This window comes from Streptomyces gilvus (assembly GCF_022513565.1).
In the GTDB taxonomy this organism is placed as follows: Bacteria; Actinomycetota; Actinomycetes; order Streptomycetales; family Streptomycetaceae; genus Streptomyces; species Streptomyces gilvus.
This window is the reverse complement of record NZ_JAKWBE010000016.1, coordinates 1-25,565: the sequence shown is the minus strand read 5'-3', so window position 1 is coordinate 25,565 and position 25,565 is coordinate 1. Positions and strand designations below refer to the sequence as shown.

Sequence of the window (25,565 nt, the reverse complement as noted above, 5' to 3'; positions counted from 1 at the left end):
AGTTCTGCAAGAGCTTCGGCCAGGCCTTGGAGGGCAGCCGCGAGCTGCCACCAGCCGCAGAGACACCGCCTGTTGACTCGGCAGGTTAGGTAGGCCACTGCGGAAGGAGGCCGGACAAGCCCAGCCCAGGGGTGCTTCGGAGGCGGACGAGAGTCGTGCCATTCGCGTGCCAGATCCAGCGGGGACTCACGGGGAACAGCGGGGACCAGGCCACAGTTCCACCGAGGCTGGAAGGTCCTTCCGCCGCAGGCCAGCCCGTCAATCACCGCTAAAGAACCCAAGCTTCCCAAGCTGAGAGCGCGAGTTCGATTCTCGTCACCCGCTCCAGAGACAACCCCAGGTCAGCGACCTGGGGTTTGTTTGTTGCTAGTCCAAATTCAGGGTGACGTGCCCTCTGCACGCCCGGCGGCGATGGCGCGGCCTCGCGTCGGTGGTGGCTGCCTCAGGAGGGTAGCGGCCATTGCGGGCCGTTCGGGTTCCCGAGCCAGACGACCTGCTGGTCGTGGGAGACGGTCACGCCGAACGCGGCGGTGTTCGGTGAGCCGTACTCCTCCCAGGTGCCCATCGCCGACTCGACCGCGTCCCACAGGCGGCGGGGGCCGCCCTGGCGGACCTGCCAGCCGCCGCCGTCCGTGGGAGCGAGGACGGCGAAGGAATCGGTGACGCTGTCCAGCAGGAACGTGTTGACCGGGCCGCCTTCGAGAGCCATGGAGAAGAAACGGGCGTCCGGCACCGCGAGCTGTGCCATGAAGGCCGGCCTGGAGCTGGTGAGGACCTCTGGCTCGTATGTGGCTTTCCGTACAGTTCCGTCGTCGGGGCCCGGCACCCTGCCGAGGCTCTCCGGAGCGTCCTGCCGGCGGGCGATCATGAAGCTCGGGTCGTCCTCGCTGAACCAGCCGCTCGCGCTGTCCCCGGTGACGATGAGCTTGACCAGGCCGAGGGAGCGCATCCAGCCGCGCAGGGTGGTGAGGATGACGCCGCCCGGCCGGACCTGTTCCAGCCAGGCGGGCGGGATGCTGCGGAAGCCGCATGTGGCGATCAGCCGGTCGTACGGGGCTCCGGCGCGGTGGCCGGCGCGGCCGTCCCCCACCACCAGGTGAGGAGTGTGACCGGATCCGGTGAGAGCGGCGCGGGCCCGGCGGGCCACGCCCTCGTTTGTCTCGATCGAAGTCACGCACTCGCTGCCGAGCCGGTGGCACATCAGGGCGGTCGAGTAGCCGGTTCCGGTGCCGATCTCCAGCACGTTCATGCCGTCCTGCACGTCGAGGTCCCCGACACCATGCCGCGGCCCGCTCGGCGGCGTAGGGTCGAGGTGTGAGCGGGAGCGATGCCGGTCGGCGGTTGCGGCTGGCCGAGCTGGTCGCCGCGCTGTCGTTGGGAGTCGACCTCGGCTTCGGCCAGCCGATGGAGCACGTGCTGCGACAGTGCCTGATCGCCCTGCGCCTGGCCGAGCGGATCGGCCTGGACGACGAGGAGCGGGTCGCCGTCTACTACACGGCACTGTTGGTGAACGTGGGTTGCCACTCGGATGCCCACGAGCAGGCGAAGTGGTTCGGCGACGACATCGCTTTGAAGGCCGGCAAGTACCGGTACGAGCAGCGCAGCCTGGCCGGTGCCGTCGCGGCGGTGCGGCTGATCGGGTCGGGCAACCCGCCGCTGCACCGGTTCCGGGTCGGGGTGGAGTTCGCCTTGGGCGGCTTCCACGAGGTGGACCAGATGATCAGCGGCCATGCTGCCCTGGCCGCCTCGCTGGCCGGGCGGCTCGCACTGCCGGACTCCGTCCGCCGCGCGGTGGCCACCTCCTACGAGCAGTGGGACGGACGCGGCTGGCCCGGGGAGCTCAAGGGCGAATCCGTACCGGTCGCGTCGCGCCTGGCGCAGTTGGCCGAGTTCATCGAGGTCGCGCACCGCCTGGGTGGCACCGCGGCCGCCACGGCGCTGGCCGAACGGCGCGCCGGATCCCAGTTCGATCCCCGTCTCGTGGCCGTGCTGTGCCGGGACGCCGAGACGGTGCTCGGCGAGCTGGACGCGGTGCACACCTGGGAGGCGGTGATCGGCGCCGAACCGGCGCTGGAGGTGTGGCTGGGCGGAGAGAAGTTCGAGCAGGCGCTGCTGGCCGTCGCCGACTTCGTCGACCTGAAGTCGCCCTACACCCTGGGCCATGCGCGGGCCGTGGCCGACCTGGTCGACGCGGCCGCCGCCGGACTGGGCCTGGCCGAGGACCAGCGGACCCAACTTCACCGGGCCGCCCTGCTCCACGGCCTGGGACGCCTGGGTGTGTCGAACGCGATCTGGGACAAGCCCGGGCCGCTCGGCACGGGCGAACGGGAACGGGTACGCCTGCAGCCCTATCTGACGGAGCGCATGCTCTGCCAGTCGCCGACGCTGGCTCCGCTCGGGGCGATCGCCGTGCAACACCGGGAGCGGCTGGACGGCTCCGGCTACCCGCGCGGACTCATGGCGCCCGCCATCTCCCGGCGGGCCCGGATCCTCGGTGCGGCGGACGCCTACCGGTCCATGATCGAGCCACGGCCGCACCGAGAGGCCCTGACCGCACCGCAGGCCGCCGCCGAGCTGCGCGCCGAGGCCGCGGCCGGTCGACTCGACGCGGAGGCCGTCACGGCGGTGCTCGCCGCGGCGGGCCATCGCGTCCCCCGCCGGACCGTCGGACCCGCCGGTCTGACCGGGCGCGAGGTCGACGTGCTGCGGCTGCTGGCCCGCGGCCTGTCCAACAAGGAGATCGCGAGCCGCCTGGTCATCTCCCCGAAGACCGCCCGCAACCACGTCGAGCACATCTACGCCAAGATCGGCACCTCCCGCCGCGCCGGCGCCTGTCTCTTCGCCCTGGAGCACGGCCTGCTGCCGCAGACCGAGGCAGCCACCGCGTGAGGACGCCGCGAAAGATGGGGCAACCGCCCCACGCGGTGCTCGCCCCCGGTCCGTAGCGTCGAAGGCGTACCGGGCGCGTGAGCCCGGTGGTGAGGAATCGAGGCAGCCATGAGCATCCACACGGCGTTCTTCGCACTGACCTACGACCGTGCCATGGCCCGGGCCGAGGAGGCGGGGCTGCGCGAGCTGCGGCGCCGGCTGATCACCCGAGCCACCGGCGAGGTCCTGGAGATCGGTGCCGGAACCGGCGCCAACCTCGACCTGTACGGCCCCGACGTGCGCTCCCTGACCGCTACCGAGCCCGAAGCCACGATGCTCCGCCGACTCGAACGACACGTCCGGGAAAGGGCACCGCACACCACCGTGCTCCGCGCCCCGGCCGAGGACCTCCCCTTCGAGGACGACAGCTTCGACACGGTCGTCTCCACCCTGGTCCTGTGCGGCGTCGCCGACCAGCCGCGCGCCCTGCGCCAGATCGGCCGCGTACTGCGTCCTGGCGGACAGCTGCTCTTCCTCGAACACGTACGCTCCCGAGACGCACACCTCGCCCGCACCCAGGACCGCTTCAACTGGCTCAACCGCCTGCTGGTCTGCTGCGAGTGCAACCGCCCGACCCTCGACTCGATCGAGGCTGCCGGCTTCGAGGTCGGGACCGTCGAGCACGGCGAACTGCCCAAGTCACCTCCGTTCGTCCGCCCACTGATCCTCGGCACCGCGCGGCGGCCGCAGAAGGCCAATGCCCCAAGCCCGCACCTGGACGGAACCACCAGGACCCGAACCCGTGAGGCGCCCTGACATTTCGGAGAGAGACCCGCGCAATGGGTACCCCGGCTGTCAGTGCGGCATGTGCGAACCATGATCGTTCACGGAATCGCGGCAAACGGCCAGTCCGGTGCGCGTACGCGAGGATGTCAGGCGCCTCAAGCGACTGTGTACTCCGCATCCCCGAAATCTGCGACCACGCGCAGCCGACCTCCAAGTGCTTCCACGTAAGCCCTGAGAGTGGCTACCTCGGCTCGGTCGAGTTCGCCGTGCTCGATCGCGGAAACACGGGGGGCCGAGACTCCCATCGATGCGGCGACTTGGCGCTGCGTCAGAGCCTGCTGCGCTCCTGCGCCCGGCTGCCGGCGGTGTGGGACGGCTCTCCGTCGGACAGCCGGGATGCCACAGCCCATCTCGTGGCCTTCGCCCGCGACAGTGGCATGGACGTCGAGGTGTTGTGGCCCGAGGGAGCGGGGCGCGTGACGCCGGAGGAGGGGGCGTGATGACCTCGAACCCCTCGGACGCGAGCCCTGCCGAATCCGTTTCACCCGGGCGTACGGTCGAGCTGAGCCGCGACGAGTGGCCCTGATGCTGCTGGGCTCCGTGCAGTTGGGTCGCATGGCTTTCACCGATCAGGCGCTGCCCGCGATCCGCCCCGTCAACCACCTCGTGGACGCCGGCGACATCATCGTGCGCACGCACGGCGGCTCGGCCCTGCTGGGCCGTGCGCTGCAGTCCGAGGTGGTGGCGTACGAGGCCGACGAGATCGACCCGGCGACGCGGACCGGGTGGAGCGTCGTGGTCACCGGCACGGCGACCCGGGTGAATCCCGGTGCGCTCGCCCGGTACGAGAGTCTGCTCATGCCGTGGATCGGCAAGGAGATGGGGCAGGTGGTGCGCATCCGGCCGGAGATCGTCAGCGGCTACCGGCTGGCGCAAGCCCAAGGTGCCTGACCCTGCGAGCGACGCACGATCCGTCGATCCTGCCGAGGGGCACGGGACCCCACCTACGTCGAAGCGGCCCTGCGGACGCGGGAAGGGGCCGGAGAGCAGAAGCTCTCCGGCCCCTTTGTTGTGGCGTGCCTATTCGGCCGGGTCGAGCCCGGCGGTGGGCGGGTCGGTCCGCATCGCCGTCGAAAGCTTCCTGGCGAGGCTCTCGATGAAGGCGTTCCACCACTGCGGCGCGCGGGCCACACATTCCCGGACTGCGTAGCAGGACAGGATCGTGATCGTCACCGCCAGCTTGTCACCGGCCTGGGCCAGGGCGATCGTTGCGGTTTCGTGGACACCGAGGTACGTGGCGCAGATGTAGGCCACGCAGGCGGTGAGCAGTCCGAGCCAGGTCGGGGTCCGCAGCAGCTTCCACCGGCCGGCCAGCCAGGCGGTGCCGAGGCTCACCGGCACGCACGCATAGATGGCAAGCCGGCTGTCCGGGATGAGCATCCCCGCGACCAGCCAGGCCGGCTGGAGCGCGACCCAGGTCTGCAGGGTCGGGGGGCGAAGGACCCTAGGCGGGTCACCGCCCTCGGACGTAGACTTCTTGTTGATCGGCATCAGGGGTCTCCAATCCGTGCGTGCCGATTCGGATAAGGGCTGCCGGTGCCACGGCGGCCCTTTCCTATTGATGTGTCTGGCCACGCTAGTGGCTGAAACCCGCATAGGGCAAGCTAAGCTTCCTTGATCGAAAGCAGAAATTTCACCTTCCCCGCAAGAAGAAATTCTGCCGATCGGGATCGAAGTTCTCCGATGCTGCGAGACAGCTCAGCTACCAGGGATTACGGTGGTTTGCATGGAGAACCTCCCGGTCGACCTTGATCCTCGTGTGACGCTCCAACGGCTCCACGCCTTCGTGGTCACTGCCGAGAAGCAGTCGCCGCAGCACGCTGCCAAGGCCATGGGCATGACGGCATCGGCCGTCCGTCAGCACCTGGCCACCCTCGACGAGGTGTATGGCCGCCCTCTCCTGACCAAGGGGGAAGGAAACGTCTACGAGGTCACCGAGTTCGGCAAGCAGGTCCTGCCTGCAGCCCAGCGGGCGGTACACCAGTGGGCACAGATCACCCGCATCGGCAGTACCACCGTGGTCGTCGAGTTCCTCCCGCAGCACTCATACTTCGTCTCCCCGGTCGCCGCCCAAGTCAGGGACCACATAGAGATCAAACTCGCGCCGCTCAGCGAACACGACCGCGACCGCAGTCGCTTCGAGGAAGCAGTCGTCGGCCGAGTCGCCGACGGAGTTTCCGACCTCGTGATCGGATTGCCGCCGAAGTCCATGGCGAAGCTGCAGAAGACCCTGCTGTACACCTCGCGGCTGGAAGCGATGATCCCCCACGACGACCCGCACGACCACCTCACTCTCGACGAAGTGGCCCAGCACCCACTGCTGGTTCCCCCCAGCGCCGCGCGCTCCCGGGAACTGCTGGAGAAGGCGTTCACCGAGGCGTTCAAGGACACCAAGACCCCGCATCCCACTCCGGCAGTCGAGGCGTACGGCACCAAGGTCCTGGTGACATTGGGCGAGGACGGGCACGGCACGGTCGTCGTCCCGTCCGACGTCGCCTACCCCTTCGTCACGAAACGACGACTCGGCGGGCCGATAAGCCGTGACTTCAAGTGGGTGCCGTTGCGCGACCGCAACGGCGAGGCACTGACCCAGCAGGTGTTCGCCACTACCCGGCCCAACCCGAGCGAGGACGTCACCGAGATCATCGAGGGCCTGAAGGAGAAGGTGGCGGAACTCCGGCTCGACGTCGGGGCCGAGTGAAGGGCCCGAGCCGGCGTCCGTGTCCTCTGACACGAAACGTGGATCGATTGCCATCGAAGTTGGACCGGCCGCCAAGGCGGCGAGCACGGGCGGCATCGTCATCGACGCCCGTGCCCGCATGGGCTACACCGCGCCGATCGGGTCGACGGACCAGGACCCCGTCCGGCACCTGACCGTCGCCCTGCCGCCCGCCTCTTCAAAGCCCAGGAGGCCGGCGCCGGCGACGCCCGACTACAAAAGATCGCCGCCTAAGCGCTCAAGGGAGGTGTGCTTCCAGGACGGCGGTCGCCGCGCCGGAAGCCTGGAGGAGGTCCGGTTCACGGACGTCGAGCACCTCGAGTTCGACGTGTAGCAGCCGCGCCCCGAACAGCCCGCGAGCCCCGGACCGATGCGGTCCGGGGCTCGCTCGCGTATGCGCGCGGGGGCGGATGTTCATGCACGCGATGCCGTGCTCAACGACACTGCCCGTCCGGCGGTCACCCCGCTCTTGGGTGTGCCGGGAGAAGGCGGCCGGCCTTCCTGCGAGGCGAGGACCGCGTCGACGAAGGCCTGCATGAGCGTGGCCACCTCGGACGCCGTGACGTTCTTCGTCCACTTGCCGGTCGCGTGCCAGCCGCTGCACTGCAGCCGAAAGCGGTGGACGCCGGGTGGGTGCTCCTCCTCATCGAGTCCATGACTGTCAACGGCAGGTCATGGAGTCGGGGTGCGCTGCGACCGCGGACCCTCCGGACTACTGCCCGGCGGCCTGACGCCACGGTCGCAACGCCGCTTCCGTCGCCTGCCGCACCCGCGTCCGCACGTTGTCGGCGTCCGCGCCGTCGATGCCGTCCTCCCCGATGAGTGCGTCAAGTGCGCCACTCACCGCTCCCGTCAGCCCCCCGGCGAGCGCCGCCGCAGTCACCCGGTCCAGCTCGTCGGGAAACGCCACCTGCAGCTCGCGAGCGATCTCCCGCTGGGCCGCGAGCTGGACCTGCAGCGCCTTGCCCCGCACTGCGGGAACGGTGTGGAACAGCCTCATGCGCACGCCGGCCATTGGGCTCACCATGTCGGCGTCGCTCTCGGCGATGGCGTCGAGCGCCCGCAGCAGCACGTCCACCGGGCCCTCAGCCGGGTCGCGGTCGGCGATCGCCGCGATCGTGGCCCGCGCGCGCGCGTCGCTGTCGGGGAACAGGATGTCTTCTTTGCTGGCGAAGTACCCGAAGAACGTCCGGGTGCCGATCTCCGCTGCCGCTGCGATCTCGGCGACAGTCGTCTCCTCATACCCCTGGCGCTCGAACAGCTCCGCGGCCGCCTCGATCAGCGCCCGGCGGGTGCGCGCCCGCTTCCGTTCGCGCAGGGAGGGCTCCGGGGCGGCGGTCTCATGTCTGGCCATGACGTAGAGGTTAATGCATTGACAGCAAACTCGCATCCAATGCAAGCTTGCATCGAATGCAGAAACAATTAAGGGTTGCAGAGGAGATCGCCATGGACGCTCACGCCGAAACCGTTCTTGTCACGGGCGCGACCGGGAACCAGGGCGGGGCGACCGCCCGCCATCTGCTCGCCGCCGGCTGGCGGGTCCGCGCACTCGTCCGGGACGACCACGCCCCGGCAGCTACCGCGCTCGCCGCCGCCGGCGCCGAACTCGTCCGCGGCGACCTGGACGACCGCGCCTCCATCGACGCGGCGATACGCGGCGCGTACGGGGCCTACAGCGTCCAGTCCGACAACCCCAACGAGATCACCCAGGCGAAGAACATCGCGGACGCCGCCCAGTCCGCCGGAGTGCAGCACCTGGTGTACTCCTCAGTCGGCGGCGTGGAGCAGCAGAACCGCTTCTACGTGGAGCATGGCTGGGGCCCCATCGACAAATGGCAGATCGAGCAGCACCTCCGCACACTGGCCATCCCCACAACGATCCTGCGTCCGGCCGGGTTCATGGAGGACTTCACCAGCCCAGCGCGGTTCTTCCAGAACGGCGCGCTCAACGTGCCCTGGCACGACGACATGGTCATGAAACTGATCGCCATCGACGACGTCGGCGCCTTCGCCGCGCTGGCCTTCGCCGACCCCGACACTTACGCGGGCCGGACGATGGAGATCGCCGGCGACCGGCTGACGGCCCCACAGATCGCCGACGCACTGGGCAGCGCGGCCGGCCACCCCATCCCCCACACCCAGGTACCGCTTGACGTGCTGTGGGAGCACGCCCCTGAGGTGGCGAAGGTGATGGCCTGGGCCAACGACACCTTTTACGACATCGACCTCGCGCCCGTGCGGAGAGCCTTCCCCGACCTCATGAACTTCGGCACCTGGCTGGACCGATCGGGCAAGGAACGTCTTCTGGCGCAACTGGACTCCCCGGCTGCGTAGCGGCCACGACGCAGCCGAGTACATCAGCGTCCACGACAACCGCGTCCCCGCGCCCGGTGCGGACTGGACGGCCTTGGCAGTTCGAGGCCGGGGCAATCACGTCGTTCACCGCGGCCGGACATCTTCAGCGCGTCGACCCAGCCCGGCCGCATCGGCTCCGGAGTGACGGTGCGAGCCAGCAGCACGCTGGCGTCGACCGACTTCGTGGTGGGCCGCAGCACCGCCGCGGTCAGCGACCGGGCCGCAACGTCGATCATGGCCGTGAGCTCGACCTTGCCCACCACGCCGCTGTCCAGGAGGACCAGGACGTCGAGCGGGGTGGAGTCGATCTGCATCACCTCGCCCGGCGCGAACACCGGCAACTCGCCGAACTCGCCGCTGGCCCCGTGGGCCCGTGACCTGCGGGTCGTGGCCGAGTTGAAGGTGTGCGTGTTCCGGGTGAGCTTGTCCAGCAGCCGGTAAAGGGTCCGCTCGGACGGCAGCTTGACCGCCTCGCCGGCGGGTGCCTGGTGGAGGATCTCGGCAGTCCGCCAGAGCAGGAACGTTCCCCGGCGGGTGGAGGCGTCCGTCGCCTCGGCGATGGCCTGCCGCATGGCCGCGACCACGGCGTCGTCCACGGACCCGAACTCGCGCTTCTTGCGGACCGGACGGTGGTCCGCAAGCCCGACGACTCCGTCGGCCTGGTAGCGGCGCCGGTAGTTGGCGACCGTCTGAGCTGCCACCTTATGACCGGCGGCGGTCAGCTCGGCGGCCTTCGCCCGCTGCCGGGCCGTCAGCGAGCGGTCCGGTCCGTACTCGGGCCGCGGCAACGTCCCCGGCTCGGTTCCGGGAGGCAGCCCGTGCAGGACCTCCAGCATGTGCCCCTCCCACCACAGAGCCTTCTCCACCACCGGCCTCGGGAACGTCTCCAGCAGCGAGGCCGCCGGCAGCGGCTGGCGCACCGGGACGTCGACGACCGCGAAGTCCTCCCCGCGCAACAGAACGTCCAGCTCGACGCCGACCGCCGACCCGTTCGTCTCGGTCAGCGTCACGGTCGTCGTGGTCACCGCGGCCACCGCGGCCACCGCGCGGACCTGTCCGTCGAAGCGGACCCAGGCCCCGATCTCGATGCCCGCCGGCCGCCGCACCGCGTTCACCGGCCCCGTTCCTTCCAGACCACGCTGTGGTCGTGAAGCAACTCGCCCCGTAGATCGGCTGCCAGGACACCGGACCACATCAGGTGGAACAGCACCGGCAGCACCACCAGCTGGTCGCCCGCCGCCCGCACCCCCTCCCGCAGCGGCACCGGCTCCTCGAAGACCTCCAGCAGCCGTGCCGCGATCAACCACCGCAGACACCGGCGCCGCCGGTAGCGGGCCAGCCACCGCACGTTCGCCATGAAGACCGGCTCGGGCGTCCCGGCCCGGACGAACTCCCAGTCCTCCGCCTGGCAGGCCAGTTCCATCGTCTCGAAGGACTCGGCGGCCGCATCATCGACCTGGTCGTCGGCCCGCACGTCCACGACACGGCCGCGGCCGTCGGCGAGCCGGACGAAGTAGTCCGGCGCGTGCCGACGCCTTCGGGTGCCATCGTGCCAGTGCAGCCAGAACGGCCCGTCCCGCTTGACATGGAACGGACACGTCGGGGAGAGGGTGATGCGGCGACGCCGGCGGCAGACGCTAGAGGTCGTTGCCCGCGTAGGAGAGGTTGAAGCTCTTGTTGGTCAGCGGGAAGTCCGGGACGATCGTGTCCGCCAACGCGACCGGCAGAGCAGGCCAGTTGAAGAAGGACGGGTCGACCGGCTTGACGCGGGTCAGGGTGCCGTCGGGGGCGAGTTCGACTCGCGTGGCGATGGTGCCGCGCCAGCCCTCCACCAGGCCCACCCCGGTGCGAGGGTGCGCTCCGGACGTCGGCGGAGGCGCCGGCACGGCCAAGGGGGCCGCCAGCCCCTCGGTGAAGTGCTCGATCAGGGCCAGGGAGACGTCGATCTCCTCGGCGCGGATGAGGAAGCGGGCCAGCACGTCGCCGCTGTTGTGGACGGGCACGGTGAGCCTCGTGTCGTCGTACGGCGTGAAGGGGTGCGCGATGCGGGCGTCCGTGCCGGTGAGGCCGCTGGCCCGGGCGACGTAGCCGAGGCAGCCGATGGTGCGGGCGGCGTCGGCATGCAGGATCGCGGTGCCGGTGAAGCGGTCGTGGACGGTGGAGTGGCCCAGGGCAAGGTCGGTGATCTCGCGGATGTCCGCGCCGATGGCCTTCAGTTGCTGAGGGTCGGGCAGCGCGCGCAGGGCCGCGCCACCGGGGACGACGCCGCCGCGCAGCAGGCGGTGGCCGGTGATCTCCCGGTTGAGGCGCAGGAGTTGTTCGCGTACGCGCTGGGTGTGGGCGTTGAGGATGCCGTGGCCGACGTCGTTGCAGAGCATGCCGAGGTCGGCCACGTGGTTGTGGATGCGCTCCAGTTCGAGGAGCATCGCGCGGGCGCGCTGGGCCTCGGGCGGGACCTCGGTGCCGGTGGCCTCCTCGACGGCCAGGCAGTAGGCGAGGGCGTGGCCGACCGCGGTGTCGCCGCTGACGCGTTCGGCAAGCGGGAGTCCGGCGGCGAGGGTGCGGCCCTGGAAGAGGTTCTCGATGCCCTTGTGGACGAACCAGAGGCGGGCCTTGAGTTTGAGGATGGTCTCGCCGACGACGGAGAAGCGGAAGTGGCCGGGCTCGATCAGGCCGGCGTGCACCGGGCCGACCGGGATCTCGTAGACGCCGTCGCCTTCGACCTCCAGGAAGGGGTACGGGCCTTCCTGCTCGCCGAAGGTGGGCGGTGGGCCGGCGTCGGGGCGCATCGGGTACCAGCCGCGTGGCCAGTGGAAGTGCCGTACCAGGCGGCGGGGCAGGGGGTGGTCCAGGGGGACGATGCCGAACAGGTCGCGCATCTCACGCTCGAACCGGCCTGCGGAGAAGGAGAGATGGGCGAGAGTGGGCACTTCGAGCCGGTCGGGGTCGAGGCGCACGTGCAGTTCGGTGCGGGTGTCGGGCGGGCCCGAGACGAACAGGTACACCACGCGGACGCCGACTCCGTCGTGGTGTGCGGCGACCAGCGCGAGCCGGTGGCCGTCCGTCAGCAACGCCTCAGCCTTTCCCGGCAGTTCGGTGGCGCTGATCTCGTGGGCGGTGCGCATCGCTTCAGCCTCCGATCGCCTGTGCGGCGGCGTGCAGCAGGTCGGTGAGCGGGCCGGTGGCGACACCGAGGGCGGCGCAGGCGGCCAGGCCCAGCAGCAGGGGCCACACCGTGGACGGGCTGTTGGTCTCGGTCGGTGTTCCCGGTCCGAGCAGCATCCGGGCCGTGCGGGCGGCCAGTGCGGCGAAGGCGACCAGGACGAGCAGCAGGGCTGCCGCCGTGGCCCAGCCCAGGCCGGCGTTGGCGGCGAAGCCGGCGCGGGCGATGCCGAGTTCGGAGGTGAAGAGGCTGAAGGGCGGGAACGCCATCAGCGCCACCACCGCGAACCCGAACGCCCCGGCCGCTGCGGGTGCTTGGGCGAGCAGCCCGCGGACCCGTCCGATCTTCGCCGTGCCGGTGATCTGCAGGATGCGGCCGGAGGCACAGAAGGCGACGGACTTGGCCAGCCCGTGCCCGGCGATGTGCAGCAGCGCGGCGGACAGGGCGAGCGGGCCGCCGATCGCCGCGGCAAGCGCGATCAGGCTCATGTGCTCCATGGACGAGTAGGCGAGCATGCGTTTGTAGTCGCGCTGGGCGAGCAGCAGCCCGGCCGCGAGCGCGAGGGTGAGCAGCGCGATCCCGGCCAGCAGGACGCGGGTGAAGGCGGGGCCGAGGGCGGCGTCGGCGATGACCCGGTAGCGCAGGATGGCGGCGAAGGCGACCGACAGCAGCACCCCGGACATCAGTGCGGACACCGGTGCCGGGGCCTGACTGTGCGCGTCGGGCAGCCAGGCGTGCAGCGGGATCAGGCCGGCCTTCGCGCCGAAGCCCAGGACGACGAGGGTGATACCGAGCCGGGTCACCGCCGGGTCGAGCCGGTGGGCGCGGGCGATGAGGGTGGGCCAGTCCAGCGCCCACGCCTCGGCGATGCCCGCCTGCCGGGCCGCGTAGTAGACCAGCACCGTGCCGAGGAAGGCGAGCGCGATGCCGGCCGAGCAGATCACCACGTACTTCCAGGCCGCCTCCACGGACATGCGGGTGCGGCGGTGGCCGACCAGGAACGCGGTGACGATGGTGGTGGCCTCGATCGCGATCCACAGCACGCCGAGGTTGGCGGTCACCACGGCCAGGCACATGGCGGCCAGGAACGCCTGCACGAGGACGTGATAGCGCCACACCGACTGCGCGGTATCCCGCCCCGCCGCCCGTTCTCCGGTCAGGTAGGCAGGGGCGGATCCGCAAGCAACGAGGGCGACGGCGCCGACCACCAGAAGCATCCAGGCGGTCAGCGCGTCCGCGCGCAGGAGCCCGGAGTACGCCGCGGTGGGGCCGTGCCTGACGACGTCTGCGGCCAGCAGGCTCCCGCAGGTGAGGATCGCGGCCGGCGAGAGGAGAGCGGCCCGGTCCGTGGGATGCCACTGCTGCGGGGCTTGCTTGGGCTCGGGTGCCTCGGCGACCAGGACGGCACCCTGCGCGGTCACCCGGTGCCGCGCCTCGATGAGCTCCGCGGCGAAGGCTGCGGCGGTCGCGCGGGCTCGCAGTCCGGTCAGCGCGTACGCCCCGGCAACCAGCAGTGGGACGGCGGCAGGCGCGGTGAGGAGCGCAGCGGAAGCGGTGGGCGCTTCTGATAGATGCAGCATCAGTCGTGCAGCTCCCGCAGGTCGTCGATGTCGGTGGTGCCGAACGCCTCCCGCACCCGGGTGGTGAGGATCTGCAGCACCAGCACCGCCAGCAACACGTCGAAGGAGACGCCCAGTTCGACGATCAGCGGGACCCCGGAGGTGGCCAGGAACGCGGTGGCGGTGATGCCGTTGTCCAGCAGCAGGAAGCCGACCACCTGGGCCAGCGCCCGCCTGCGGGTCACCAGAACGAAGAAGCCGATCAGCACGACCGCGAGGCCGACCGGCAGCGCACGGGTGGCGGGCGTGGGGTGCAGTTCGGTCAAGGGCCGGGCCACGGCGTAGGCCAGCAGCGTCAGCAGGGCCGCGGTCAGCAGCGAGGCGGCGACGTTGACCAGCGGCTGGGTCTCCCGTGCCTCCTCGCTGTGCGCGCGGTCGTCGGCGAGCGCGGCCAGGGCGCGGCGCATCAGATACGGCAGGACGCCCGCCCTCAGCAGCCCGACGCCGACGCCCACACCGACCAGGTCCCAGCGTTCCTCGTGTGCGCCGAGCAGGACGGCGATCGCGGCGAGGGCGACGCCCTGCAGGGCGAACACCCGCACGATCATGGTCAGTTCGCTCATCCACAGCACGATCACGGCCGCGAGGAGGAAGGCCCCGCAGGCCAGGTCGAGGAGCTGGGTGTACAGGCCGCCGCTCATGAGGTTCCGGTCAGGAAGTAGGAGGTGGTCACCGCGAGCAGCGCCAGCAGGAAGGACCCGGCGAGCAGTTCGGGAACCCGGAAGAGCCGCACCTTGGCCCAGAACACCTCGGCCGCCGCCAGCACGGCGCCCAGCAGCACGAGCTTGGCCGCGAGCAGGATCAGGGCCACCACGAGCGCGGTCCAGGAGGCGCCGGTGGCGATGCCCCAGGGCACGAACAGGGAGGACAGCAGGCCGAGCAGCAGGGTGAGCCGCATCTGGGCTCCGAGTTCGACCAGCGCCAGGTCGGGTCCGGCGTATTCGAGCACCATCGCCTCGTGGATCATGGTCAGTTCGAGGTGGGTGGAGGGGTTGTCCACCGGGATCCGCCCGGTCTCCGCGAGCACCGCGACCCCGAGCGCGGCGACGGCCAGCAGGCCGGCCGGGGAGGCCAGGCGGGCCGGTTCGTGGACGGCGCCGGAGACGATCGCGGGCAGGTTGGTCGTCCCGGCCGGAATCGACAGCGCGAACACCGACAGCAGCAGCGTGGGCTCCACCAGCGAGGCGACCGTCATCTCCCGGGAGGCGCCCATCCCGCCGAACGCGGTCCCGGTGTCCAGCCCGGCCAGCGCGAGCGCCAGCGTGCCCAGCGCGATCAGCGCCACCACCAGGATCAGGTCCGCGTGGGAGCTGACCGGGGTGTCGGTGGACAGCAGCGGCACCAGTGCGGCGACCACCACGGTCGTGGCGACCAGCAGGGCGGGAGCCGCGCGGAAGGCGGGCCCGGTCCCGATCGGGGAGATCGACCGCCACCGCCACCCCCGGCACCTGGAGTCCGTGGATGAGGGACTGCAGCAGCAGCCACTCGCTGATGAACCCGTTGCCCGGCGGCAGCGCCACGGCTCCGAGCGCGGCGATCGCGAACAGCCCGGCGGTGTACGGCATCCGGGCCCGTAGCCCGCCCAGCCGGTCGAGGTCCCGCAGCCCGGTGGCCCGCAGCACCGACCCGGCCGCGCAGAACAACAGGGCCTTGAACGCCGCGTGGTTGACCACATGCAGCAGGGCCGCCGCCAGCGCGAGGGCGGCCAACGGCCGGTTGCCGTAGGAGGTGAACAGCCCGGAGGCCCCCACCCCGATCAGGACCAGGCCCATGTTCTCGCTGGTCGAGTAGGCCAGCAGCCGCTTCAGATCGGAGGCCATCGCCGCCTGCAAGATCCCGTACACCGCGCTGGCGCCACCCACCGCGATCAGGCCCAGCCACCACCAGGCCGGGCCGCCGCCGAGCAGGTCGAGGCCGGTCCGCACCAGGCCGTAGATGCCGAGGTTGACCATGGCGGCGCTCATCAATGCCGAGACAGGGCTGGGTGCTTCCGGATGGGCGCGCGGCAGCCATGCGTGCAGCGGCACCGCTCCCGCCTTGGACGTGAATGCCGCCGCGACCAGTACGAACACCAGCCCCCGCAGTGTCGGCGACACTCCGTGCGCTCCGGCCCGCAGGGCGGCGAAGGTCTCCCCGCCTGCGTGCGCGGCGAAGACGGAGAACCCGACCAGCAGAAGGATCAGCCCGAGGTGGGTCATCACGGCGTACCAGGCGCCGGCCTGCCGCACCGAGGCCCGCTCCCGGTGCTCGGCGAGCACCAGCAGCAGCGAGCCGAGCGCCATCAGCTCCCACAGCACCAGGAACGTCGACACCGACGCCGCCACCGGGACGAGGACCAAGGTGAGCGCGAACAGCGGCAGCACCCCCTGCGCCGTACGCGACCCGAGCCCGTGCGGACCGTGACCGGCCGCATAGCCGATGCCGTACACGGCGACCGCGATCACAACGGCCCCCGCCACCGCCATGAACAGACCCGCCAGCGCATCCACCGCCAGATGCGCCCCGGCCAGCGGCAGCAGCCCGGGAAACCCAGCCGACCAGCGGCTGCCTCCCCATGCGGCCACACCCGCCGCGCCACCGGCCACTCCCACACCCGCCGTCAGTACTCCCACGAGCGGGATGCGCACCCGGTACGGCATCCCGAGCCCGGCCGCCGCGCCCGCGCCGCCCAGGACGGTGGCCGTCGCGAGGGCGGCCGGGATCGCGCTCACCGTCCGGTCACTCTCCGCAGGGCCGCCACGATCCGCTCCGGCTCCGGCGGGCATCCCGGCACGGCCAGATCCACCGGTACGACATCGGAGACCGCGCCCTCGACGCCGTACCCGCCCGCGAACTCACCGCAGTTGATCGCGCAGTCGCCGACCGCGACCACCAGCCGCGGCTCCCCCATCGCGGCCACCGTGCGCCGCAGCGGCTCGGCCATGTTGCGGGTCACCGGCCCGGTCACCAGCGCCACGTCCGCATGGCGCGGCGAGGCCACCAGGCGGGCGCCGTACCGCTCGGCGTCGTACACCGGGTTGAAGGCCGCCGCGATCTCGATCTCGCAGCCGTTGCAGGAACCGGCATCCACACACCGCACCTGCACCGACCCGCCGAACTCCCGCGCCTGCTCCAGGGCCTCGCCCTCGGGGCGCGGCGGCGCGGGCTCGGCCACCCGCCCGGTGGTGCGGATCTTGCGCAGCAGGCCCATGAACCCTCCCTGACACGGTGAGGACTGTCCGCAGATGACCAACAGGCCATCCCGCGAGTGGAGTTACGGCACTTTCCGGACGCTTTGCCCTTGCGGCGACTGATGGTGAAGGCGGCCGCCGCCCGCACCACAGAGCGCTGTCAACTCCTCGGGAGACGGCCGCCGGTCAGGGGCCGCCGTCACGACGGCGGTTTCGCCTCCCCCTGAGCGGCCTGCAGGTCGGCGAGCAGCTCGGCCTGCCCGGTCAGCACGCCGGTCAGGATGGTCCGCGCCACCCGCAGCAGCTCCGCCACGTTCGGGCTGGTCAGGGAGTAGTACACGGTCGAGCCCTCCTTGCGGGTCTTGACCAGGTTGGCCCGCCGCAGCACCGCGAGCTGCTGGGAGAGATGGGCGGGCTCGATGCCCACCTCGGGCAGCATCTCGGCGACCGCGTGCTCGCGCTCGCTGAGCAGTTCCAGGACGCGGATGCGGGCGGGGTGGCCGAGGGTTTTGAAGAACTCGGCCTTCAGCTGGTACAGCGGCATGCTCACCTGGCCGTCCCCTCCCCGGTGCAACAGCACGGCCCCACCGGCCGGACCTCGGCGCATCGCATCCGCCCTCTCCCACCCTTCGGGCGGGGCGACCCCCACCTCGCTTCGCTCGTCAACAACATGCGGCCATCCTCGCCTGCGGTACCGGCCACGCCGACCCCGCACCAAGGAACCGGACCCACCGAATCCACCAGTGACGACCTCAGTAATTGCCAACATTAGCAATTACTGAGGTCATGCGAGGGAGGTTTGCGTGAGGATCACCCCGCTGCGCGGCAAGGCCGCCATCGAGAAGGCCGCCGCCTGCGCCCGGCAGTCCGGTGCCCGGCTGGCCGTCCACCGCACCGCCGTCACGCCGGCTGAACCCTGGTCCCTGTCCCCGGCCCACCTGCACCGGGCGCCGTTCGCCGCCCGGCTGGCGCTGCCCTCCCCGAACGGTGCCGCCATCTGCGCCGCAAGGCCAGTGCCTCACCGTCGGACGAGGCCAGGACGATCTTCTCGGCACCGCGCGAGAACGCCCAGGCAGCCACGGTGAAGGCCCGCATCGCCCTCCGCGCCTGTGCTGATCACCAACTGCCTCCGGAACCAGTTGACCGGCCGCGCGCTACTCGCCCGCCTCGCCTTCGGTCGGCCACCCGGTGGTGCGCCATTCGTGACGCCCCTGCACCGGCTCCCCTTGTTCTGCCTGGTGCGCGGCGAGTGCCGTGGCCACGTCGGCGTGGACCGGGATCGGCGGGCCGTCCGCGGTGGGGACGAGGGAGCCGTCGGCGGGGATCGCGGCCAGCTCCAGGCCGCGGTCGGCCTCGGCGAGGCGGCGGGCGGCGTCGATGACGGCCAGCTGTCCTTCGGCGGACCAGCTGCGCAGTTCGGCGAGGTCGACGATGACGGGCCCGGTGCCGCGGGCGAGGGCCCAGCCGATGGCGCCGGTGAAGCGGCGCACGGCGTCCGGGCCGAGGTAGCCGGCGACGGAGAGGACGCCGAGGTTCTCCTCGACGGTGTAGCGCCAGTCGATGGTCATGAGGCTGAACTTCCTTGTACGGGTCGCCAGTTCGGGTCTGCTGTCTCGTCAGAGGGGCAGGGTGATCCAGATGCTCTTGCCCTTGCCGTCGGCGTCCGCGCGGACCACCGCGGTGCCGTCCAGGCCGAGGACGAGTTCCATGACCGTGGCCAGGCCCCCCGATCCGGTGCCGCTGATCGACCCGTACAGCGGGGGTTGGTAAGGGTGGCGGTCGTGGACGCCGAAGGCCAGGCAGCCCCGGCCGGCCGCGTATATCACGGTCAGCGTCGGAGAGGAGATGGCCGCGTGCCGGACACTGTTGGTGACCAGCTCGCTCAGGATCAGCAGGGCCGGGCCGACGGCGGGGTGGCGTAACCCGATCCCCCACTCGACCAGGGCCTGCTCGGCGGTCTCGCGGGCGATGCGGACGGCCGACGGTTCGGTGGGCAGCGTGAGGACGTGCCGGTAGGGCAGGGCTTCGCGCTGCGGGGACTGTGTGGACATCACGCCTCCGCGCGGGCGAGGCGGAAACCGGTGACCGACTTGGGGTGCGGACGCGGCAGGGTGTCGTGCGGGCCGTGACTCCAGCCGGGCAGGGTGCGCCGGCAGTGGGCGGTCCCGTCGGGGTCGGTGATCACTTCGGCGGGGCCGCAGACGGTGACGGTCCAGCCGGTGCCGGGCACGGCGCGGATCTCGTCCACCGGGTACGTCGCCGTCGCGGGCACCGCCGCAGCCGGGGCCGGCGTACGCACGACCAAGCGGCCGTACTCCCACACGTGCCGGGCGGGCCGTACGACCGTCAGGTCACGCCGCACGTACACCAGGCGGCCCAGGCCGCTGCCTCCCAGCAGCCACAGGGCCTCCGCACCGGAGACCTCGACCATGCGGAGGGTGGCGGGGGCTGTGGTCATCGCAGGGCTTCCTCGGTGGAGGTGCGGGAGGTCAGGGGCGTCTGGGCAGGAAGGACGGGCAGTACTCCGGCCGTTTCCAGGTGGCCGCGGGCGGCGCGGATCGCCTCGGGGGTGGTGGCGTACTCCCGGCCCTCGTACTTGAGGAGGTCGAGCGCGCCGACGGAGGCGAGGACCTGGCGCTGGCCGGGGCGTATCCCGGAGGCCAGGACGGTGATGCCACGGCGCCGCAGCTTTTCCACGGCGTCCTTGAGGACGAGGGCTCCGGTGGCGTCCATCGTCGACACCCGGGACATGCGCAGGATGACGACGCGGACGTCGGCGACCTCGGTCAGTTCCAGCAGGAAGCGGTGGGCGGCGGCGAAGAACAGAGGCCCGTCGATGCGGTAGGCGACGATGTGCTCGGCCAGCAGGGCGTGTTCCTCCGCCGTGTGGTCGCTGCGGTCGAGCGGCACCTGGTCGAAGCGGGCCTGCTGCGCCACAGCGCGCAGAGCCAGGGCGCCGGCGACCACCAGGCCGATGACGACCGCGTACACGAGGTCCAGGGCGAGCGTCGCGACCGCGGTGAGGACGAGGATCAGCGCGTCGGAGCGGGTCGCCTTCGCCATGGCCTTGAGCGAGCCGACCTCGACCATGCGGATCGCCGTGGCCAGCAGCACGCCGGCCAGGGCCGCGAGGGGGATCTTCGAGACCAGCGGAGCCGCGGCGAAGACGATCACGGCGAGGATCGCGGCGTGGGTGAGGGCGGCGAGCCGGGAGCCCGCGCCCGTGCGGACGTTGACCGCGGTGCGGGCGATCGCGCCGGTGGCCGGGACCCCGCCGAAGAGCGGGACGGCGATGTTCGCGAGGCCCTGGCCGAACAGCTCCCGGTCCGGGTCGTGCTTCTGGCCGACCGTCATGCCGTCGGCGACGGACGCGGACAGCAGCGATTCGAGGGCGGCCAGGGCGGCGACCGCGACGGCCGGGGCGAGCAGGGTGCCCAGCGAACCGAGGTCCAGGAAGGACAGCGAGGGCGCGGGCAGCCCGGAGGGCAGGTCGCCGATCGGCTTCGCCGCGTCCAACCCGGCGACCTGCGCGACGACGGTCGCGGCGATCACGGCCAGGATGGAGAACGGCACGGTCGGCCACCGGCGGGCCCCGAGCAACATGCCGACGGCCACCGCGACCGCGAGACCTGCGGCGGTCCAGTTCGGGGCCTTCGCGAACTCCTCGACGGCCCGCCAGGTCACCACCAGCACCCGGTCGCCCTCCGGCTTGGGCACGCCGAGCGCGTTCGGGATCTGCTGCAGGCCGATCACGCAGGCGATGCCGAGGGTGAAACCCTCGACCACCGGGGCGGGGACGTACTGCATGTAACGGCCGGCCCTCAGCGCGGCCAGCGCCACCAGCATCACGCCGGCCATCAGCCCGACCGTGAGGACACCCGTCGGCCCGTACCGGCCCACGATCGGGACGAGGACCACCGTCATGGCGCCGGTCGGTCCGGACACCTGCAGATTGGATCCGCCGAACAGTGCGGCCAGCGCGCCCGCGACCACCGCGGTCGCCAGGCCCGCCTCGGCGCCCAGCCCGGAGGAGACGCCGAAGCCGAGCGCGAGCGGTAGCGCCACGATGGCCACGGTCAGCCCGGCCAGCAGATCCCGGCGCGGGTCACGCCGCATCTCCGCCAGATCGGCACGGCCGGGCAGCAGCAAGGCGATCCGGGCCCAGACCCGGCCGATCCGCGAAAACTGCGAGGTCATCGCGCGGCGACCTCGGCTTCCCGCAGCTCGGCCAGCAGTTCGTTCCGCCCGGCCAGCATCTCGGTCAGGATGCGCCGCGCGGCCTTCATCAGGTCGGCCACGTCCCCGCCTGCCAGCTCGTAGACGACGGTCGAGCCCTCGCGGGTCGAGGTGACGATCCCGGAGCGGCGGAGCACCGCCAACTGCTGCGACAGGCCGGAGGGCTCCACCTCAATGGCGGCAAGCAGGTCCCGCACCGGCATCGGCCGGTCCTGCAACAGCTCCAGCACCCGTATCCGTACGGGATGCCCCAGCATCCGGAAGAACTCGGCCTTGGCCTGGTACAGCGGAACGGACACGACCCCTCGGCTTCCCCTGCGAGCCCCACCGCGGGGCGGACGCGAAAGGCTGTGCCCGCGGCTACCTGCAGGCACAGCCAACACAGCATCTAACCAATTGCGAAATTTTGCAATTCAGCATCATGCTGCTGCCCCGGTGTTCCCGCCATGGACGGGGCGGCGGAATCAGGCTCCGCGATCAGGCCTTCTTGACCACGCCGGACTTCAGCTGCATCGCCCCGAAACCGTCGACCTTGCAGTCGATGTCGTGCCCGTCGACGCCGTCGACCAGCCGGATGCCGCGCACCTTCGTGCCGGCCTTGATCCCCGAGGGACTGCCCTTGACCTTGAGCGCCTTGACGACGACCACGCTGTCGCCGTCCTGCAGCACATTGCCGACGGCATCCTTGACGACACGCTCCCCGGCGGCGTCCCCGCCCTCGGCGCCGGCCTCGGCCGGAGACCACTCGTGGGCGCACTCCGGGCACACGATCAGAGCGTTCATTTCGTAGGTGTACTCGCAGGAGCACTTCGGACAGGGCGGAGGATTCTCGTTCATCCCGTCAGGCTATCCGGCGGCCGGAAAGCTGACCGACCCCCAGCCGGGCGGGAACGACGTGCGCTCCGGGGTGCGAACGGGATGGGCGAAAGGTGAGCGGAGACCACGACAGCTGCGTCGTACGACGAAGGCGGAACTGGGACACGGACCGGGTTTGTACAGCACATGGAGAGTGCAGTCGCGACGACCCCGCTCTGCTGCCCAGCGGGTCGGAGCCACTCTCGATCGCCTGTCTTCGTCGTGGGCGGTGCCCAAACCCCTTGCGGAAGCAGGCACTTGACCGCTACGGCCCCTGCGTCAGAGCGGGAGGTCGTCGGGGAGTACACGGAACGCCTTGTAGCGGCCCAGCGGGCGTACGGCCCGGAAGTCTCGTCGGTCCAGGGTGAGCATCGCGTCCGTGTCGTAGTCGGCGGCAAGCGCCACGTTCACCGCGTCGGCGAGGTCGAGGTCCACCGCACGGTAACGGACACGGACGGACTGGGCTGCGCCCAGGTGGTCCTCCGTGATCTCCGGCAGGACGACACGACCCCGGCTCATCCAACGCCGCAGATCGTCAACCGCGCTGAGGGCAGCCTCCCTGCCGAGCTCACGCGTGGCCACGTGATCCAGTTCGGCCAGCAGCAGCGGGGACATCACCAGCAGGCCCGCGGCCATGATCGCCTCGTTCGCCGCCCCGTGTTCCGGATGAGCCGAGTCCAGCGCTGCCAGAAGACCGGACGTGTCCGCGATGACAATGATCACGCGGCGGATCCGGAGCCCGAGCCGGTCTCACGCCGGACGGCCTCGGCGACCGTGTCGCGGACCTCCGACCTGGGCAGCGTCCGCCCCGGCCCCTCGAAGGTGCGCGAGAACAGCGGCTCGTCCCAGACCCGGTTCGCCATGGCTGCGAGGTGGATGCCCTGGCGGATGATCTCGGCCTCGCTTATACCGCGGCGCTTGGCGGCCTCCTTGATGATCGCCAGGTCCTCGGGGTCGGCGTAGACGTTGGTGCGCTTCATGGACATGTACCAACGGTAGTCCATGTACTGGATTGATGTATCCGGCGCACCTCCTCGCCCGGGACCTGGCCCAGCTCCCGGGTGCCAAGAGCATGCTGCCCGGGATCCCGCTGGAGACCTTCGGGGACACCGGCGACCGCACCCACCATGACGTCGAGCGCCTGCTCCAGCGCAACGTGTGGCTGACGCCCCACGCCTTCTTCGTCGTCACCGGACGCAGCCGCCTCCACCAGCAGGCTGCTTGGTTACTGCAAGAATTTTCCTGTATACGTCAACGCTCCGTTGTCGGCGCGGGCGCCGTGGAGGAGCGCACGATCAGTTCGGGTGAGAAGAACAGCTCCGTCTCGTCCACGTGGCGGCCCCGGATGAGGCCGATGAGCATCTGCACCACCGACGCCGCGATGCGCTCGACGGGCTGCCTGACGCTGGTGAGCGGGGGGTCGAAGAACTCCAGGGGCAGCGCGTCGTCGTAGCCCACCACCGACAGGTCGGCGGGGACCTGCAGCCCCGACCACCGCGCGGCCCTGATGGCGCCCAGCGCCATCTCGTCGCTCGCCGCCACGATGGCGGTGACCGCGGAGTCCTCGCACAGCCGCGAGGCCGCCGAGACGCCGCCCTCGATGCTGTACTCGTGCCGGGCGACAGGGGCGTTCGCGGCACTCGCGCCGCGGGTCTTCATCGCCGCCCGGAAGCCGTCGACCCGGCGGTCGCTGGGGCGGTTGCCCCGGGGGCCCGCGACCAGCCCGATGCGCCGGTGCCCGAGCCGCCACAGATGGTCGACCGCCAGTTCGGCGGCCATGCGGTCGTCCGTGGACAGCACCGGGGCACGGCTGTCGCCGGCCGGGCCGTTGACGCAGACGTAGGGCACGGCCCTGCTCTCCAGCAGCCGGTAGACGCCCGGGTCCGCGTTCTCCAGCGTGTTGCTCGCCGACACGAAGACCGCGCCCACGACCCCGGCGTCGACCATCGCCGACGCGAAGTCGAGTTCCTGGGCCCCGCCGACCGGCGCGGAGCAGATCGCGCCCCGCAGCCCGTGCAGCCCCAGGCCCGCGACGATCCGGTCCGCCGTCTGCGCGAAGAACGGGTCGGTCAGCCCCGGGGTGACGAGCATGACGAGGCTGCCGGCGTGGGCGCGGACGTATCCGACCGTGCGCATGGCCTCCTCGACGGCCTTGCGCGTGGCGGCCGCGACCGTGCCGCGGTTGTTGACGACCCGGCTCACGGTCGCCTCGCTGACGCCCGCCGCCTGGGCCACGTCCGCAATCCCGATCTTCGCCATTCAGCCCCTCCGGCCCTCAGCCTGCATCCGCGCGGCGATTATCCACCGCCGCGAGCGCCCCGCCACCAGCATCTCCCTGCTCCCTTCCTGTCGTATCTGTGAAAGTTCTTGCACCTTTTACGTCATGGAGTTACCGTCCTCGGCGTGAGCACACCTCGCGACACCACGCCCAGCCCGGGCCTCCGCTTCGCCTGCTCCGACCCCCACCTGGAGCAGGGCTTCGCCTGGGCCGTCCCCCAAGCCCTCAGCCGCGTCAGGACCGGTGACCGCGGCGCGGTCCCGTCGTACTGGGCGGCGCTGACCGACCGCCCGATGTTCTACTCACGCGATGTCGCCCACCAGGCACTGGGCGCCCACCTCCTGGGGCTCGACCGCGAGAACTTCTCGATGCTGCGGCACTTCGCCGCATCCGCCACGGCCGCCCGCGGCTTCTACCCGCTCTGGGCGTTCACGTTCGACGGCGCCCCCGCCGCCATCGACTACGTGGACGACACCCGGTTCGTACGCGAGACCCCCGCCGCCTTCGAGATCGCCGAGAAGAGCGTCGAGCAGTACCTGTGGACGGGGGACGACCGGTACCTGAGCGATCCGGTGTTCACCGGCTACTACCGCGACCTGCTGCGGGAGTTCGTGCCCCGCCACGACATCCTGGGTACGGGCGTGGCCGGGGAGCAGGACGCCCGCGACATCTTCGCGGGCAGCCCCACCTACAACGAGATGCCGAGCGCCCCGGACATGCAGGTGGCCTCCGACGGCATCGCCTGCCAGTGGGCGGCCACGGCCGCCATCGCCGCGGCCGCCCGGGACAAGGACCTGGCCCGTCAGGCGCAGGCAGACGCCGAGCGGCTCCGCCTCCACTTCGAACGCGACTGGTGGGACGAGGACGGCGGCCACTACCTCACCGGGATCTCTGCGCGGCGCACCTTCGGCGAGTTCGCCTTCGAGCCGTCATGGTTCCCCGCGGTGAAGCGTCTGCTGCCCCACGGGGACCGCGCCGAGGCCCATCTGGCCTTCCTCGACACCTCGCTCGAGCAGCGGCCCCCGAGCAACATCGAGGCCTTCACGTATCTGCCGGAGGCGTTCTTCGCCTACGACCACGACACGACCGCCATCCGCTGGATCAGGCACCTGATCGACTCACGTGCCCTGTACCCGGAGGTGCCGTTCACCGTGGTCTCCCATCTGTGCACCGGCCTGACCGGTGTCGTACCCCGTCACGACGGGGCGCTGGAGACCCGCTCGCACCTGGCCGAGGGCTGGGTCGAGGTCGAGGGTCTTCCGTACCGCGACATGAGGGTCGCGGTCAGACACGACGGCCACGCCCGTACGACCCTCACGCTCCAGTCCGGCACCGGTCCCCTGCAGTGGGTCGCCCATGTCGGCGACCGCACCGTCACGCACCTGGTGGAACCGGGCCAGAGCACGACCGTCACGGCCTGACCCGCATCCCCCGGTCCGTTCTCCACCCCCGTCGG

General features: G+C 71.1%; 27 protein-coding genes and 4 pseudogenes. 8 read left to right on the top strand and 23 right to left on the bottom strand.

The annotated features are described in order from the left end of the window. Positions 1-442 precede the first annotated feature (442 nt). Positions 443-1,261 (bottom strand): methyltransferase domain-containing protein, encoded by an 819-nt coding sequence (locus MKW14_RS24055; RefSeq protein ID WP_240865268.1) that lies wholly within the window; start codon positions 1,259-1,261, stop codon positions 443-445. Between the two features lie 53 nt (positions 1,262-1,314). Between MKW14_RS24055 and MKW14_RS40975 the strand changes: the two genes are divergently transcribed. Together MKW14_RS40975 and MKW14_RS24040 are read left to right on the top strand one after the other, a co-directional pair. Further along, positions 1,315-2,889 carry an HD domain-containing phosphohydrolase gene (locus MKW14_RS40975; RefSeq protein WP_308314621.1) on the top strand — a complete coding sequence of 525 codons (1,575 nt, stop codon included), beginning with the start codon at positions 1,315-1,317 and terminating at the stop codon, positions 2,887-2,889. Between the two features lie 108 nt (positions 2,890-2,997). Continuing rightward, a complete protein-coding gene (locus MKW14_RS24040) occupies positions 2,998-3,684 on the top strand; it encodes a class I SAM-dependent methyltransferase (RefSeq protein ID WP_240865266.1) in 687 nt (228 codons plus the stop codon). A 125-nt stretch (positions 3,685-3,809) separates the two neighbouring features. Here MKW14_RS24040 and MKW14_RS24035 read toward each other — a convergent pair. Continuing rightward, positions 3,810-3,995: pseudogene (locus tag MKW14_RS24035) on the bottom strand (XRE family transcriptional regulator); the annotation flags it as partial. Here MKW14_RS24035 and MKW14_RS24030 point away from each other — a divergent pair. Together MKW14_RS24030 and MKW14_RS24025 are read left to right on the top strand one after the other, a co-directional pair. Further along, entirely contained in the window at positions 3,972-4,154 is a 183-nt protein-coding gene (locus tag MKW14_RS24030) for a hypothetical protein (RefSeq protein WP_240865430.1), read from the top strand. The pseudogene MKW14_RS24035 and the gene MKW14_RS24030 sit on opposite strands and share 24 nt — an antisense overlap. A 115-nt stretch (positions 4,155-4,269) precedes the next feature. After that, positions 4,270-4,605 carry a pyridoxamine 5'-phosphate oxidase family protein gene (locus tag MKW14_RS24025; protein WP_308314620.1) on the top strand — a complete coding sequence of 112 codons (336 nt, stop codon included), beginning with the start codon at positions 4,270-4,272 and terminating at the stop codon, positions 4,603-4,605. A 129-nt stretch (positions 4,606-4,734) separates the two neighbouring features. On the opposite strand, the gene MKW14_RS24020 is transcribed toward MKW14_RS24025, so the two are convergent. Then, positions 4,735-5,205, bottom strand: coding sequence for a hypothetical protein (locus MKW14_RS24020; protein ID WP_240865265.1), 471 nt, complete (start codon positions 5,203-5,205; stop codon positions 4,735-4,737). A 235-nt stretch (positions 5,206-5,440) separates the two neighbouring features. Here MKW14_RS24020 and MKW14_RS24015 point away from each other — a divergent pair, with 235 nt between their 5' ends. Continuing rightward, entirely contained in the window at positions 5,441-6,415 is a 975-nt protein-coding gene (locus MKW14_RS24015) for a LysR substrate-binding domain-containing protein (protein ID WP_240865264.1), read from the top strand. Between the two features lie 70 nt (positions 6,416-6,485). Further along, a pseudogene (tpg, locus tag MKW14_RS24010) lies at positions 6,486-6,767 on the top strand (telomere-protecting terminal protein Tpg); the annotation flags it as partial. 378 nt (positions 6,768-7,145) lie between these two features. On the opposite strand, the gene MKW14_RS24005 reads toward tpg, so the two are convergent. Next, complete coding sequence (locus MKW14_RS24005; RefSeq protein ID WP_240865263.1) at positions 7,146-7,787, bottom strand: TetR/AcrR family transcriptional regulator; 642 nt, start codon at positions 7,785-7,787, stop codon at positions 7,146-7,148. Positions 7,788-7,879: 92 nt separating this feature from the next. Between MKW14_RS24005 and MKW14_RS24000 the strand changes: the two genes are divergently transcribed. Further along, positions 7,880-8,767, top strand: a complete 888-nt coding sequence (locus MKW14_RS24000; RefSeq protein WP_240865262.1) for an NmrA/HSCARG family protein — start codon at positions 7,880-7,882, stop codon at positions 8,765-8,767. A gap of 23 nt (positions 8,768-8,790) precedes the next feature. Here the strand turns inward: MKW14_RS24000 and MKW14_RS23995 are convergent, their stop codons facing one another. The 19 genes and pseudogenes from MKW14_RS23995 to MKW14_RS23900 form a co-directional block, all read right to left on the bottom strand. Continuing rightward, positions 8,791-9,903 carry a hypothetical protein gene (locus MKW14_RS23995; RefSeq protein ID WP_240865261.1) on the bottom strand — a complete coding sequence of 371 codons (1,113 nt, stop codon included), beginning with the start codon at positions 9,901-9,903 and terminating at the stop codon, positions 8,791-8,793. Then, complete coding sequence (locus MKW14_RS23990) at positions 9,900-10,349, bottom strand: TnsA-like heteromeric transposase endonuclease subunit (protein ID WP_240865413.1); 450 nt, start codon at positions 10,347-10,349, stop codon at positions 9,900-9,902. The genes MKW14_RS23995 and MKW14_RS23990 overlap by 4 nt, the downstream gene beginning before the upstream one ends. Before the next feature lie 76 nt (positions 10,350-10,425). Beyond that, positions 10,426-11,913, bottom strand: coding sequence for a hydrogenase large subunit (locus MKW14_RS23985; RefSeq protein WP_240865260.1), 1,488 nt, complete (start codon positions 11,911-11,913; stop codon positions 10,426-10,428). Between the two features lie 4 nt (positions 11,914-11,917). Then, positions 11,918-13,531, bottom strand: a complete 1,614-nt coding sequence (locus tag MKW14_RS23980; RefSeq protein ID WP_240865259.1) for a proton-conducting transporter transmembrane domain-containing protein — start codon at positions 13,529-13,531, stop codon at positions 11,918-11,920. After that, complete coding sequence (locus MKW14_RS23975) at positions 13,531-14,211, bottom strand: hypothetical protein (protein ID WP_240865412.1); 681 nt, start codon at positions 14,209-14,211, stop codon at positions 13,531-13,533. The genes MKW14_RS23980 and MKW14_RS23975 overlap by 1 nt, the downstream gene beginning before the upstream one ends. After that, entirely contained in the window at positions 14,208-14,984 is a 777-nt protein-coding gene (locus MKW14_RS23970; protein ID WP_308314624.1) for a respiratory chain complex I subunit 1 family protein, read from the bottom strand. Before MKW14_RS23970 ends, MKW14_RS23975 begins: the two co-directional genes overlap by 4 nt. Positions 14,985-15,087: 103 nt before the next feature. After that, positions 15,088-15,852, bottom strand: a pseudogene (locus tag MKW14_RS23965) (proton-conducting transporter transmembrane domain-containing protein); the annotation flags it as partial. A 425-nt stretch (positions 15,853-16,277) separates the two neighbouring features. Then, positions 16,278-16,760: an NADH-quinone oxidoreductase subunit B family protein gene (locus MKW14_RS23960; RefSeq protein ID WP_240865256.1), complete on the bottom strand. Its 483-nt coding sequence runs from the start codon at positions 16,758-16,760 to the stop codon at positions 16,278-16,280. 179 nt (positions 16,761-16,939) lie between these two features. Then, entirely contained in the window at positions 16,940-17,290 is a 351-nt protein-coding gene (locus MKW14_RS23955) for an ArsR/SmtB family transcription factor (protein ID WP_240865254.1), read from the bottom strand. Positions 17,291-17,736: 446 nt separating this feature from the next. Next, positions 17,737-17,835: pseudogene (locus MKW14_RS23950) on the bottom strand (2-phosphosulfolactate phosphatase); the annotation flags it as partial. Positions 17,836-17,894: 59 nt separating this feature from the next. Beyond that, a complete protein-coding gene (locus tag MKW14_RS23945) occupies positions 17,895-18,308 on the bottom strand; it encodes an STAS domain-containing protein (protein ID WP_240865252.1) in 414 nt (137 codons plus the stop codon). 48 nt (positions 18,309-18,356) lie between these two features. After that, positions 18,357-18,791: an ATP-binding protein gene (locus MKW14_RS23940; protein ID WP_240865251.1), complete on the bottom strand. Its 435-nt coding sequence runs from the start codon at positions 18,789-18,791 to the stop codon at positions 18,357-18,359. Beyond that, on the bottom strand, positions 18,791-19,198 hold the full coding sequence (locus tag MKW14_RS23935; RefSeq protein WP_240865249.1) for a pyridoxamine 5'-phosphate oxidase family protein: 408 nt from the start codon (positions 19,196-19,198) through the stop codon (positions 18,791-18,793). The genes MKW14_RS23940 and MKW14_RS23935 overlap by 1 nt, the downstream gene beginning before the upstream one ends. Beyond that, entirely contained in the window at positions 19,195-20,937 is a 1,743-nt protein-coding gene (locus tag MKW14_RS23930) for a SulP family inorganic anion transporter (protein ID WP_240865247.1), read from the bottom strand. Before MKW14_RS23930 ends, MKW14_RS23935 begins: the two co-directional genes overlap by 4 nt. Next, positions 20,934-21,275 carry an ArsR/SmtB family transcription factor gene (locus tag MKW14_RS23925; protein ID WP_240865246.1) on the bottom strand — a complete coding sequence of 114 codons (342 nt, stop codon included), beginning with the start codon at positions 21,273-21,275 and terminating at the stop codon, positions 20,934-20,936. Before MKW14_RS23925 ends, MKW14_RS23930 begins: the two co-directional genes overlap by 4 nt. Before the next feature lie 178 nt (positions 21,276-21,453). After that, complete coding sequence (locus MKW14_RS23920; protein ID WP_240865244.1) at positions 21,454-21,813, bottom strand: zinc ribbon domain-containing protein YjdM; 360 nt, start codon at positions 21,811-21,813, stop codon at positions 21,454-21,456. A 297-nt stretch (positions 21,814-22,110) separates the two neighbouring features. Beyond that, the gene (locus MKW14_RS23915) at positions 22,111-22,554 is read right to left on the bottom strand and encodes a PIN domain-containing protein (RefSeq protein WP_240865242.1); all 444 of its coding nucleotides are present in this window, start codon (positions 22,552-22,554) and stop codon (positions 22,111-22,113) included. Continuing rightward, on the bottom strand, positions 22,551-22,817 hold the full coding sequence (locus tag MKW14_RS23910; RefSeq protein WP_240865240.1) for a ribbon-helix-helix domain-containing protein: 267 nt from the start codon (positions 22,815-22,817) through the stop codon (positions 22,551-22,553). The genes MKW14_RS23915 and MKW14_RS23910 overlap by 4 nt, the downstream gene beginning before the upstream one ends. Positions 22,818-23,082: 265 nt before the next feature. After that, positions 23,083-24,090 (bottom strand): LacI family DNA-binding transcriptional regulator, encoded by a 1,008-nt coding sequence (locus tag MKW14_RS23900; protein WP_240865238.1) that lies wholly within the window; start codon positions 24,088-24,090, stop codon positions 23,083-23,085. A 144-nt stretch (positions 24,091-24,234) separates the two neighbouring features. On the opposite strand from MKW14_RS23900, the gene MKW14_RS23895 reads away from it, so the two are divergent. After that, a complete protein-coding gene (locus MKW14_RS23895) occupies positions 24,235-25,530 on the top strand; it encodes a hypothetical protein (RefSeq protein WP_240865237.1) in 1,296 nt (431 codons plus the stop codon). Positions 25,531-25,565 lie beyond the last annotated feature (35 nt).

What these genes read in the sequence shown, in the direction of transcription:
- MKW14_RS23930 (WP_240865247.1), bottom strand. Translation starts at nt 20,937, where the DNA reads ATGACCTCGCAGTTTTCGCGGATCGGCCGGGTCTGGGCCCGGATCGCC.
- MKW14_RS23940 (WP_240865251.1), bottom strand. Translation starts at nt 18,791, where the DNA reads ATGTCCACACAGTCCCCGCAGCGCGAAGCCCTGCCCTACCGGCACGTC.
- MKW14_RS23980 (WP_240865259.1), bottom strand. Translation starts at nt 13,531, where the DNA reads ATGCTGCATCTATCAGAAGCGCCCACCGCTTCCGCTGCGCTCCTCACC.
- MKW14_RS23960 (WP_240865256.1), bottom strand. Translation starts at nt 16,760, where the DNA reads ATGGGCCTGCTGCGCAAGATCCGCACCACCGGGCGGGTGGCCGAGCCC.
- MKW14_RS23985 (WP_240865260.1), bottom strand. Translation starts at nt 11,913, where the DNA reads ATGCGCACCGCCCACGAGATCAGCGCCACCGAACTGCCGGGAAAGGCT.
- MKW14_RS24005 (WP_240865263.1), bottom strand. Translation starts at nt 7,787, where the DNA reads ATGGCCAGACATGAGACCGCCGCCCCGGAGCCCTCCCTGCGCGAACGG.
- MKW14_RS24020 (WP_240865265.1), bottom strand. Translation starts at nt 5,205, where the DNA reads ATGCCGATCAACAAGAAGTCTACGTCCGAGGGCGGTGACCCGCCTAGG.
- MKW14_RS23945 (WP_240865252.1), bottom strand. Translation starts at nt 18,308, where the DNA reads ATGACCATCGACTGGCGCTACACCGTCGAGGAGAACCTCGGCGTCCTC.
- MKW14_RS24025 (WP_308314620.1), top strand. Translation starts at nt 4,270, where the DNA reads ATGGCTTTCACCGATCAGGCGCTGCCCGCGATCCGCCCCGTCAACCAC.
- MKW14_RS23920 (WP_240865244.1), bottom strand. Translation starts at nt 21,813, where the DNA reads ATGAACGAGAATCCTCCGCCCTGTCCGAAGTGCTCCTGCGAGTACACC.
- MKW14_RS23935 (WP_240865249.1), bottom strand. Translation starts at nt 19,198, where the DNA reads ATGACCACAGCCCCCGCCACCCTCCGCATGGTCGAGGTCTCCGGTGCG.
- MKW14_RS24000 (WP_240865262.1), top strand. Translation starts at nt 7,880, where the DNA reads ATGGACGCTCACGCCGAAACCGTTCTTGTCACGGGCGCGACCGGGAAC.
- MKW14_RS23910 (WP_240865240.1), bottom strand. Translation starts at nt 22,817, where the DNA reads ATGTCCATGAAGCGCACCAACGTCTACGCCGACCCCGAGGACCTGGCG.
- MKW14_RS23975 (WP_240865412.1), bottom strand. Translation starts at nt 14,211, where the DNA reads ATGAGCGGCGGCCTGTACACCCAGCTCCTCGACCTGGCCTGCGGGGCC.
- MKW14_RS23900 (WP_240865238.1), bottom strand. Translation starts at nt 24,090, where the DNA reads ATGGCGAAGATCGGGATTGCGGACGTGGCCCAGGCGGCGGGCGTCAGC.
- MKW14_RS24015 (WP_240865264.1), top strand. Translation starts at nt 5,441, where the DNA reads ATGGAGAACCTCCCGGTCGACCTTGATCCTCGTGTGACGCTCCAACGG.
- MKW14_RS24040 (WP_240865266.1), top strand. Translation starts at nt 2,998, where the DNA reads ATGAGCATCCACACGGCGTTCTTCGCACTGACCTACGACCGTGCCATG.